Origin of the sequence: Nitrosomonas sp. Nm166 (genome assembly GCF_900112825.1) — a bacterium.
Lineage (GTDB): Bacteria > Pseudomonadota > Gammaproteobacteria > Burkholderiales > Nitrosomonadaceae > Nitrosomonas.
Map to the genome: position 1 here is coordinate 22,461 of NZ_FONE01000014.1, position 11,800 is coordinate 34,260.

Consider the following 11,800-nt stretch of genomic DNA (forward strand, 5'->3'; position numbering starts at 1 on the left):
GGTTATTGCGTTTTAACTTATCAAATTTGGAGAAGCGATTATGAATGACCATCAGAACCAATTATCACGTCGCAAGATTATAAAATTCATGGTCTTAGGGGCCACCGTTCCCTTAATAAATTCGCTCGTTGGTCAAGCACAAGCGGCAAAAGCTTCAAAGGAAGCAATGCAGTACCGAGACAAACCCAATGGACAGGAAAAATGTAGTAATTGCATGCAGTTCGTCCCAGGCGAGACCGCTGAAGCAAGCGGCGAGTGTAAGGTAGTAGAAGGCAGTATCAGCCCGCAAGGCTGGTGTATCGCATACGCAAAAAAATCATAAGGCTATCCTTCGGTTTCCGCCCGGTATCAAATTCACGCTACTTATACGTCAAGTCAGTCTGGACTTTTTGCTTCTTGCGAAATCCATACGCGCTCGGATTAGCACTACAGCGATTCAGGCTGTGATAAGCCACATCTTCTATATTTCATGGAATTTCCCTAGCCAACTGTTACTCAGCGAGCTTTACCGGTGAAATAAAACCAGCAGGCTTAATAGCCAGTACAGAACATCTTAACTGTTCAAGAATAGTCTCTGCGGTATTACCAATAAGTAATCCAGCTATACCTGTTCGTGCAACCGTTCCCATAACCACCATATCCGCCTGAAATTGTCTTGCTGTTGCCGGTATTACCATAGATGCTGTTCCGCGGCATAGATGGAATTGAGGAGAGAGATATTCATAGGCTTCTTTGCCTAGATAGTTCTTTAGCTGCTCATGCAACCGATCCAACCCCCTTTCATGGCGCAATCGTTCCCCTTCAACATAGCTTATAGCCGCTTCATTAGCATTGTTGCTCCATGACCGTACAGTCGCTTCGCCAGGAGCATCCCAGACATGAACAAAATGCAAAGCCGCAAAGTCGGACAGTGCAAGCGAGCTGGATAAATCAAGAATCTGTTGATTAAGATCCTGCTCTGTTGCGTCAGGGCTCTCGGGATCAAAGTCAATCGCAGCCAGAATACACTTGTAATTTGATTTTTCGGCTGGCTGCGTAAGCCATACTGGGCAAGGACACTTGCGCAACAAATGCATATCGTCACTGCCAAACAACCGATCAACGAAATTTGGATTTTCAGCCGGCTTGATCAACAGATCGTGCCCATTGCGCAACACGGTGCGAATAATTTCCAGGAATCCGGTCCCTATCAGTACCTCGTGCTGGATGTAGAGCCGTTGCTGATAAGGTTCAGTGAAGCACTGCAACACCTGCAAACATTCAGTTATCATCGCAGCCTGCAAATCAGCAGAGATAGCTGTTCCATCTGTCATTATGAGACCCCCTGTAACGCGTGGTATCACGCCGACAACCGTAAGTTGCGCCTGATTATTTTCTGACAATGATATTGCCCGTTCTAAAGTAGGTCTACTTGATTCTCCAGCCGACACTGCACATAGGATATTACTGAACTGTTTCATTTCATGCTCCTTAATCACTTTTAGATTAATGGGCCGTTTAAAGATTTCAATGGTACTTAGAAGTTTTATTTTTTCTTTATTTATCCTGTTCTTCATCAAGAATGGATCTATAACCCCAATCTCTTACATCCTGGATTACCAGATCGATATCTTCCTCTGCAACATTAAGTATTTTCAAGGCAGTTTCACCGAGGCGCAGGCTCGCCTCAATTGCTTCCGGATATGCATGAGTTGCGCCTGCATCAAGAAAGCGGGAGCTGGTTTCGAGATCCCGGGCCCGTGCAATAATGGGTACATGCGGGCAATTTTTGCGTAGAAATAAAATTGCCCGTAAGGCTGTAGTGGAATGATCAACAGCAAGCACAACCAAAGAAGCCCGTTCAGCATGGATGGCAGTCAGTAATTCCGGATCAGAAATATCGCCATACGATACCGAATGACCATCAATCCGACCCTGCGCCACCAGCTTCGGGTCGGTATCTAAAGCCAAAAATGGAATTCCGCTTGACTGAAGCAGCACGGCTATCGTACGCCCTACACGTCCATAACCACCGATTAATACTTGCTGCTCCGGAGCCTCTGATAACTTATCAGGAACACTCCCAACCTCATCGTTTCGGCTTCCAACTAACCAATTTGCCACAATCCCATTGAAATGAATCATAAAAGCGCCTGCAATCATCGAGAATAGGACTGATGTCATCGCTATTTGACCCAGTTGCATATCGATTACGCCAGAATCGAGCGCTATCACCACAAGGGCAAGTCCAAATTCCCCTCCCACTGCTAGCAGTAAAGCGGTACGCCATGCAACCATGACATCAATTCCTTTTTTACGCATCATGGCGGCGACAATCAGTATTTTGCTCGCCATAATGAGCAATGTCCCCAGTATGGCCCAATGCCATATCGGAAATATAGCAGCTGGATCAAATCGCATACCGATACCGACAAAGAAAAGACCCAGCAGGACATCACGGAAGGGGCGTATGCTCGATTCTACTTGGTGACGAAATTCTGTTTCACCCAGTATCATTCCAGCAAGAAATCCTCCAAATGCCAAAGATAACCCAAAGCTACTTGTGGTCCATGCTGCCAATAATGCAACCAACAACACTGCCAAGGTAAATACTTCTGCAGATCGTCGTGCAGCAACCATATGAAACAGCGGATGTAGCAGCCAACGACCTGTAATAAACACGAGCGTGAATGCAATGACTGCTTTTGTAAACGCCCACCCCAAGGCACCGACAAGTACATCGGTGCCAACTGACACACTAAGCACAGGTATGATTACAAGGAAGGGAACAGCAGTAACGTCTTGAAAAACCGACATGGCAAGTCCGAATCGACCATGATGACTGTTCTCCTCGCCCTGTTCGGCCAATTGACTGCCGATGATAGTCGTTGATGATTGCGCAAAAACCGCTCCGATAACGAATGCAGCAGCAGCAGATAATCCAGTCATCCACACAACGGCTCCTACTATTGCCGTTGTGAATACAACCTGCCCGGTTCCAAGCCCCAAAACCTGGTGCCGCAACGCACGCAACTGCGGCAAAGAAAAATTGAGTCCGATTGTAAACAGCAGGAAAACCACTCCAAATTCGGCGAGCATCCTGAATTCCGGCACATAAACTACTGGCCCAACCGTATGCGGTCCGAGAATCAAACCTACCAGCAAATATCCCAAACTGGTTGGAATATGCAAGTGCTGAAATGTAAGCACAACGGCTACCGCCACACCTAAAAGCAAAATGATTTGCGCGAGATGTTCCATTATCCTGCGTGCTCCTGCCCCAGCAGTATTACCAAGCTGATTGGAAAAATAATCGCTAACACATATAGTTTTATAAGTAATTGAGGATACTTAAATTTATTACCAAAATACTATGTAATCTATGCATCACAGTTCCTAAAATCCAGGTAAAACATCGAAATTTAGTTTCAAACACCATAAGCTCAGTGCAGAAAATGGCTCCCCTGAATTTTTAATGAAGACCAAAGAATGAATAGCTCAATCCAACCATCGCACAAGCACTGATGACAGGAACAATACCAGCTTTATATTTGAATAATGCAATAAATGCCGCGATTCCGATCAAAGCGGAGAGCCATTCAAACTCAGCCTCAAAACCATGGGGCCATAAGACATGATAGGCAAAGAATATTGCCAGATTGGCAATAACCCCAACCACAGCTGCTGTAATACCTGTCAATGGCGCAGTATATTTAATATCATGTCGGGTGGCCTCAACCGCCGGCCCTCCGAGCAGAATAAAAATAAAAGAGGGTAAAAATGTAAAGAGGGTAGCAATCACTGCACCCGCCACACCCGCCAGAGAAAGCAAGTCAGGTCCGAAAAGCGCTTTAGTCCAGCCACCGACAAACCCGACGAAAGCCACAATCATAATGAGTGGTCCCGGGGTAGTTTCACCCAATGCCAATCCGTCGATCATCTGCGAAGCATTTAACCAACCGTAATGCTCAACGCCACCTTGATAAACATAAGGTAAAACAGCGTAAGCACCACCAAATGTCATTAGCGCCGCCTTGGTGAAGAACCAGCCCATTTGTGTCAGGGTCCCTTCCCAGCCATATTGCACTACCAGCAGAGCCATTACGCCTCCCCAAATTAAAACTCCGATTACTGCAAATACCAGGAATCGGCTCCATTTAAAGCAAGCGTGTTCTGGAACAGGCGTATCATCATCGATCCGTGCAGGGCCGTAGGTGATTTTTGAAAGCCTATGGTGTCCACTGGCGTGAAATTTATCAGGCATCAAGTGAGAACCTGCATAACCGATCAGGCCCGCCATCAGCACGATGTAGGGAAAAGGTAGATTGAATACAAATATGGCTATGAATGCTGCTACTGAAATAGCGCGCAGTATATTGTTCTTCAAGGCCCTGGAGCCAATCCGATAAGCTGCAAAAAGAACAATCGCTGTTACCGCAGGTTTTATGCCGTACAAAATTCCTGCGACTGCTGGAATTCCACTATAAGTCATATAAATCCATGTTAATACGATCAGGATAAAAAGAGATGGCAATACAAAAAGCACACCAGCCACAATGCCACCCCATGTGCCATGCATCAACCAGCCAATATAAGTCGCTAATTGCTGAGCCTCCGGTCCCGGCAATACCATGGTGTAATTGAGAGCATGCAAAAAACGTTGTTCGGAAATCCAGCGGCGCCTTTCAACCAACTCCTGGTGCATCATGCTGATTTGACCAGCCGGTCCACCAAAGCTGACAAAACCCAGCTTGAGCCAATAGATGAATGCCTGCCTGAAGGATACTGGCTCAGGCCGATCGATGGCTTGCGACGCCGTTGAAGCCATGTTAGTCCTTATATTTGATTGATTTTATTTAGCGCTCGGCGATATTCCATTGCTGATGGCCTTCAGCAACTTCTCGCAGCACAAAATCTCGCTCATTCTTTGGCAGCCTGCTGATTTTCATCACTGCATCGAAGAACCGTCCCATATCCTGATCATTTTGCTGGAGTATTGCCTGAAATGCAGGTAACAGTTGGTTATAAATCGAAACTGTTGCCAACAATGCATTATTTAATGGCTGCGCAAACCATTGATCATAGTTGCTGAGTTCAGCTTTTTCAGCTTTCAATCGCAAAAACTCTTCACGCAGCTCGGCAAAAATGCGTGCTTTCTGGGTGCGTTTTTCAATGTCGCTGATGTTTAACTGAAACAGCTCTTGTAAGCGTCTGCGATGTTTTAATACCAGCTCGGCAAAGATAGCCTCCCCTTTTTGTTTTGCATTTAATGCAGATTGCTCTATAACGGTACCATTGCTTTCAAACCAGCGTCGGACACCCTCATGTTCAACCGCGCTGGCAAAAGATTCATTAAAAACACTATCATCAGGCACATACACCACCTGATGGGCCAGCTCATGAAATATTAAGCGGGCAAGACTCATTTCTGAATAACCGATGAAGGTATTCAATACCGGATCGCTGAACCAGCCCAAGGTAGAATAAGCGCGAATTCCACCAACATATACGTCATAACCCTCTTTTCTGAGCTCTTCCGCATACTGCTCTGCCTTAGCTTGAGAAAAAAAACCACGGTAATTGACACAACCGGCTTGAATAAAACACCATTTCTTGAGCTTAAGAGAAAGTTCGGGTGAAGCAAAGACATTCCATACTACATAAGGGCGTCCTAAATCCGCATAGCTGGTGTAACTCAAATTATCCGGCAGCTTGAGTTCACGGCTGGCAAATTCGCGTAACTGCACAACCTTGGTCAAAGAATGCTTTAATTTATGATCGGTATCCGGATTAGCAATGACTGCTTGGATGGGTTGCGCGCGATGCAGAACATCAATATGTCCGCCAATCGCTTGCGCATAATAAGGTAGATTAACGCAACTACCAAGCCAGACCACCTGGCTCATTATGATGATAAATTTGAATGTGCGTGAAATTCGTAAAGTCACTTTGTTCCTCATGAAATAGTGATTAGGATATGAAAATCAAATTAGATATTGCAGGATTATTTTTCATCTTTCTTATCTTCTTCCTAGGTGATTTACACAGCTTATAAAGATTTGAGGTACTCTAATAGATCCAGCCGCTGTTCATTGGTCAATGCGGGAAGAAATGTTCCGTCAAGTTGTGGTGTACGGCCAGAAGCGTATTCATGCCCCCCGTTATTATTGCCCCAGATGCTGGTTCGAAACAAAAAACCATCATAACCTTTCGATTTAAAACCAACCTTTTCTGGATCAAATTCACGCGAACCGACCATAAACTCATCCGGTCGGTATTCACCCTCTGCCGGATCATCTGCTTGTCTTTTGGGTAACAGCAAATCATACAGCGTCGGTACTGAACCATTATGCAAATAAGGAGCAGTTGCCCAGATACCGTTCAATGGACGAGCTTTATAAGCCATTATCGAAGCAAAAGGATTGGCTGTCGTATCGGGTGTGTAATTTCCATTTTTCAGTGAAGGTCGAATTTCGTTATCAAAAAATGTATGGGTAAAATCAAGCGACCGTTCGATCCATCGCCGTATGAACCACTTATCTCGATCAGGTGTAGTCACTACATTGCGTGTAGCGGCTGTCAATAAGGCAACCGCCGGTACCTGGTGTTGCAATAAGATGTTTCCTACATTGGTTTGGACATATTGATTGCGCAAAATACCGCTATAGCCAGTAAACGCTGCGCTGTTCTCAGCCATTTTTGAATCGGTCCCTACTGAAGAAACCGAAATCATCTGAGCCACCACCCGGCGATTCGGATCGGCATGGTTAATCTGATCGTGGCACGAGGAACAATACAGCGCAAATAGTTTTGCACCCCTAGCCAGTCGTGTCTTATCGATCTTGGGTAAAATATGTTCTGGCCAAGATGGGGATGTCAATTGACGCAAATGCTTTTCTACCCGGCGCAAATTTCGGATGTCAACCGAGGATTGGAAGTCGATATGTTTGGAGCCAAAACCTTGTCCACCCAAAACCGAGGATAAGGTAAACCCTTCTTTTTCCTGCCAGTCCAGTGTGCCAAATACGCCGATTATTTGCCCCGCATTGCGCGCCATCGGTCCAATTCCACTGTTATCGACCCTGCCATTCCATTGAACATAATCATGCACAGGAACATCCCACAGAAACGGATAACTCACCGGTGCATCTGCCGGATTATAGATTTTATTGCGTAATTTGATGATTTGTTTTTCCGTAAGATACGCCTGCGTGCGTTCGATAATATGGTCACGATCACTACTGCTTAGAAGTGGCTCTACGTCTGACATGACCTCAGTCAGTTCAGCCGGGGTAAGTATCTCAGCCAGCAGTTCACGCAGTTGTTGGGCACTCATAATATGTTCGAGTACCCGATTATAGATACGCCCAAAGGCATCTAACCGCGCATACCCATAACGCGTTAATGGGCGTTTGGTGTCCCGTGGTGTATTGATGATGGTATAGGTCTTGATACGCTGCGCATATTTCTTCAGATCAGCCAATACTTCCTCTGCGTTTTTATAATGACTGTATCTCAATACATGGGTCACAAAGCGGTCAAGTTTTGCCGGAGTCTGCAGCGTTGCATACAGCGCTTCTGCCAGATCGATCATGAAAGTTTCCATATCTGCATTGGCAGGACCCCCGTCGATACGAATTCCGATACCCTGGTAGTTGATCTGAGTCGTATGGCAGGCAGCACAAGTAAATCCCATAAAGGGCTTGCCCTGATATTCGTCACGCACCATTCCGACCGGCAGGCCATCTGGATTGCTTGCTGTCGGACGTTGTGGCAGATAGCCATAACGGTTCATGTTTCCATCACTGCGGAATAAAGCTTTAGAATCTGATTGCTCAAGTACCAAGAAAAAACTATAAGGTAATAAGTTGGAGCCTTGCGTGGTATTGTAGAACCACAAGCTATCCGAGACCGACCAGCCTTGCGCAAGATAAACTGTCCGGGAGAAGTGATCACCGAACTTATTGACGTCAATGATGGCAGCACCACGATCAGGATCATCGTCACGCAATTCGTACATCCGCAGAGATACACCGACGATCCCCCACGCTATCGAAAATCCAATCAAAATCAATGTCAGTATTTTTACCCATCGTAGATAGTGACTTAACATCTCATAGCTCATGCGGATCGCTGCCACCAATCCGCAATCACTTTACCTACCGCAGGATTTACCAGATACCCATACGAGCGATGACAATTCAATCCTAGCTCGTTACGATAAAAATTGTAAATTCCGTCGCAGTGATCCTCAATGGAGTCAATAATCCCCAACGATAACATGGGTGCAAAATCATCCGCGAAAACTCTGTTCAGTGAGGTCATATCGCCCACGGAAGAAATATTCACCCAGTGCCGGATATTGGTGGGATACTTTTTCTTTCCTGTCCAATTGTTACCCATTAAGCGGCGCCGCACATAATTCATACCCAACGGACTACCAAGGGTTAAAAACAGGTCAATCTTACCCGGCAAGCGCTCCAGATGCGACAATTCCCATAAGGTATCATAAGCAATTACCGAACCTAAGCTATGACCGATCAATAGCACTTTGTCATTGTTAGTCAGCAGCGGACGCAATGATTGTTTCAATAAGTCCCTAATCTTGCAAGCAATGTTCTGCTCGTTCTGAAAATAGCGTGTCATCTCCTTCGCGGTCGATTGCAGCGGTTTTGGTGTCAAACGCAGCAAAAAATTTAAGTGATCAACAAGGTAATAAAGAAAACGATCTAATCTTCGATGCTGCGCATTGGCCTCGCGAATATCCTGTTCAGTGGGACCATGTTGATTGATTAAAGCGTCAATCCAGGCCAATTCACTGCTGATATCCTTATTTTTATGATAATAAAGATAATTCCATGCGATCAACTTGAAATTATCAGCATACTGGCTCAGATTACTCGCAATTTCAGGTTCAGCACGACGCACACCTTCCAGAAGGATGCGCCATAATAATTTGTGGTGTTGATCGGTCGGAGGTTTAGGATTTTTTCCGGGAATAAAGATGATCTGCCGCTGATTCATTCTTTACCTATTTTAATGACTAATTTCAATACAATGTTGACTCAAAACAAAAACAAAAGAATATATTATCTCGGATGTTCATATTGCTGAATCTTAAAATTGGTATATTATTGGCGGTTAATTTTATGTGAAGAACATGTGAAAAAACATGTGAAGAGCACAACATCCTCGTCATTTTCAAGAAAAGAAGGCTCTATGCAAATTCTTTCATCTCGGTATTTATTGCTTAGCTTATTCTTCGTATTCTTATCATCAACCACATCAGCACAACCGACAGCCCCACTTCCACTTGGGACAGATACGCTGCGACAACCAGCGCTCTCGTCGCCGCCTGCGCGTGAGGTTCCATCCATAACACCTTTAAGAATTAAGGAGTTGCCGCAGCCACAATTACCATCACCATCGGCTGAGCCATCGGCTGAGCCAGGCGGGCCCGCAGCACCTTTTACGATTGAAGAGCTGCAAAGATTAGGCTTACAGGCGAATGGTCTGGTTCTTGCCGCGCGTTCGCAGGTCGGTATGGCTAAAGGTGGAGTCGTCGCCGCTTCAGCCTATCTCAATCCGGAAGTCATGTTTATGCTAGGGCCGATGGACAGGCGGCTTCCGGAAAATTTGACAGGACCCGCAAACGATCAGCGCTCGATAACAGTGATTCAGCCAATTGAAAACCCTTTCATGCGGAGTGCACGTATCGGTGCATCGGAAGCAGCAGTAGATGCCAGCCGGGCCAGTCTTGATCAAATAAGCGCAGATTTGGCGGCACAACTGCGGGTGCGTGCTTATGAGTTACTGCTGCGACAGGAACAAGCTGCCATGGAACAAGGAATCTATAACTTGCTGAACGAGGTGCGCCGGCGCATTGCAGCTAACGTCGAAAGAGGCGAAGCAGCCCGTTTTGAACTCATCCGGGCAGATACTGAATTGCAAAGCGCAGCCAACCGCAAGGAAGCTGCACGATTAAATGCAGTACGTGCAAAGGTTTTTTTGCTGCAACTGACAGCCGGCGCATTACCAGCAAATTTCCAGATCAAGGCCTCGTTAAAAGACCCGATTGATTTGCCTTCCTTGGATGTATTGCGCCAACAAGTACCTACCGCCAATCCGGATATCGTTCGCCTGGAAGCCGAGCAGGAACGCGCCAATAAACGGATCAGCCAAGAACGCGCTTCCATTTTACCGTCATTGAATGTTTTATATACCAACTATCAAGATCAACAATTTACTTCCAATACTGCTGGCATGAGCGTCAGAATTCCGATTTGGTATCGCCGCCGTGGTGAAATTGATACCGCTATCCATGATTCGGCACGAGTCAAGGAAACACTTGAATACCGACGTTACGAAATCGGTCAACTGTTTGAAGCGGCATGGCAGGCTTTTCAGATTGCTCAACAACGGGTGGCCATGTTCGATGGCGGCCTCATCAAAGAAGCGGAAAACGCGGTAAGAGTTGCTGAAGCTGCCTACAAATTTGGTGAGCGAGGCTTAATAGAGTTTCTGGATACGCAACGCATACTCCGGGGAATTCTGAGCGATTCCCTGCAGGCCCGTTTTGATCTGCAATCGGCAGTCGCTGAAATTGACCGGCTGCGCGCACAATATCCCAAGGAGTTAATTCCAGAATGAATTTCAGATTATTTTTTATCAACGCCTCCATTATTTCTACATTGTTGCTGACAGGATGCGGCACTGAAGAATCAGACAGCGTTCCCAAGGAAGAAGCTTCCCAGCATTCAGCTGATGATGAGCGGGATATCAACAGCATTACTGTTCGGCCAGAACTGGCAGACCGGTTGAAGATTGGGCAACCCACGCTGATTGATCTTGCCGACAAAATACAGGTCCCCAGCCGGGTTCAAGTCGATGAGGAAAGGACAGCACAAATTGGTTCTTATGTCACCGGGCGTATCATCAATTTGTTTGTGATATTGGGCGATTACGTCAAAGCAGGCGACCGCCTGGCGCGTATCACCAGCCCGGACTTAACGCAATCTCAACTCGCTTATTTACGCGCTGAGTCACGTGTCGTGGTAACCCAAAAAGCGGCTGACCGCGCCCGCCATTTGCTGGCTGCCGATGCCATACCGGTGGCAGAGGTGGAGCGGCGGCAATCCGAACTGGAAATTGCCAAGGCTGAATTTAGTGCTGCCGCAGATCAATTAAGGCTGTTTGGGATGGGCAATGCTGAATTGAAAGAATTGGACAAAACCGGAAGAATTTTGCCCTGGCTCGATATTAAAGCAACCCGAGAGGGCTATGTTATTGATCGTCAAGTCATTGTTGGCCAAGTTGTGCAACCTGCTGATCCACTGTTTCAGGTTGCTGATCTATCCCATGTCTGGGTGGTCGGGGATGTGCCCGAGCAAATTGCTCGCGATGTCCGGCTTGGCCAACATGTGGAAATTAATGTGCCTGCGGTAGGCAGTGGTAATCTGGATGGCGTCATCATATTTGTCTCAGATACTGTCAACCGCTTAACACGTACTGTCATGACTCGCGTGCTGGTAGAAAATCCGGACCGTAAGCTTAAGCCGGATATGTTGGCCAACATGCATATCACAGATGCACACAATAAAACATTGGTGGTTCCGGAAGCAGCCGTCGTCCGCGAATTAAATCAGGATTATGTCTTTATAGCAGTCAGTGATAACCGTTTCGAGCGTGTACCGGTTGAATTGGGCTCCGAAGTCGCTGGCTTTCGCCCTGTACTGAATGGAATTACGATTGATCATCGAATTGTACTAGAGGGTGCCTTCCATTTAGACAGCGAGCGCAAGCTTGCTGAACTGGAGTAACC

General features: G+C 46.3%; 9 protein-coding genes. 3 read left to right on the forward strand and 6 right to left on the reverse strand.

The window, feature by feature from the left end; all coding sequences use genetic code 11:
* Nucleotides 1–40: 40 nt before the first annotated feature.
* Nucleotides 41–322 (forward strand): high-potential iron-sulfur protein, encoded by a 282-nt coding sequence (locus BM021_RS05740; RefSeq protein ID WP_090719777.1) that lies wholly within the window; start codon nt 41–43, stop codon nt 320–322.
* 169 nt (nt 323–491) lie between these two features.
* Here BM021_RS05740 and BM021_RS05745 read toward each other — a convergent pair whose 3' ends face one another.
* The 6 genes from BM021_RS05745 to BM021_RS05770 all read right to left on the reverse strand — a co-directional run bounded on the left by BM021_RS05745 (nt 492) and on the right by BM021_RS05770 (nt 9,003).
* On the reverse strand, nt 492–1,460 hold the full coding sequence (locus BM021_RS05745; protein ID WP_090719836.1) for a universal stress protein: 969 nt from the start codon (nt 1,458–1,460) through the stop codon (nt 492–494).
* A gap of 76 nt (nt 1,461–1,536) precedes the next feature.
* Complete coding sequence (locus BM021_RS05750) at nt 1,537–3,240, reverse strand: cation:proton antiporter (protein ID WP_177186306.1); 1,704 nt, start codon at nt 3,238–3,240, stop codon at nt 1,537–1,539.
* Between the two features lie 211 nt (nt 3,241–3,451).
* The gene (gene chrA / locus BM021_RS05755; RefSeq protein WP_090719781.1) at nt 3,452–4,807 is read right to left on the reverse strand and encodes a chromate efflux transporter; all 1,356 of its coding nucleotides are present in this window, start codon (nt 4,805–4,807) and stop codon (nt 3,452–3,454) included.
* Between the two features lie 28 nt (nt 4,808–4,835).
* Nucleotides 4,836–5,927, reverse strand: coding sequence for an aminopeptidase (locus tag BM021_RS05760; protein ID WP_256207799.1), 1,092 nt, complete (start codon nt 5,925–5,927; stop codon nt 4,836–4,838).
* A gap of 101 nt (nt 5,928–6,028) precedes the next feature.
* Nucleotides 6,029–8,104: a di-heme-cytochrome C peroxidase gene (locus BM021_RS05765; protein ID WP_090719785.1), complete on the reverse strand. Its 2,076-nt coding sequence runs from the start codon at nt 8,102–8,104 to the stop codon at nt 6,029–6,031.
* Complete coding sequence (locus BM021_RS05770; protein WP_090719787.1) at nt 8,101–9,003, reverse strand: alpha/beta hydrolase family protein; 903 nt, start codon at nt 9,001–9,003, stop codon at nt 8,101–8,103. The genes BM021_RS05765 and BM021_RS05770 overlap by 4 nt, the downstream gene beginning before the upstream one ends.
* A gap of 195 nt (nt 9,004–9,198) precedes the next feature.
* On the opposite strand from BM021_RS05770, the gene BM021_RS05775 reads away from it, so the two are divergent.
* Together BM021_RS05775 and BM021_RS05780 are read left to right on the forward strand one after the other, a co-directional pair.
* Nucleotides 9,199–10,629, forward strand: coding sequence for a TolC family protein (locus BM021_RS05775; RefSeq protein WP_090719789.1), 1,431 nt, complete (start codon nt 9,199–9,201; stop codon nt 10,627–10,629).
* A complete protein-coding gene (locus BM021_RS05780; RefSeq protein WP_090719791.1) occupies nt 10,626–11,798 on the forward strand; it encodes an efflux RND transporter periplasmic adaptor subunit in 1,173 nt (390 codons plus the stop codon). The genes BM021_RS05775 and BM021_RS05780 overlap by 4 nt, the downstream gene beginning before the upstream one ends.
* Nucleotides 11,799–11,800 lie beyond the last annotated feature (2 nt).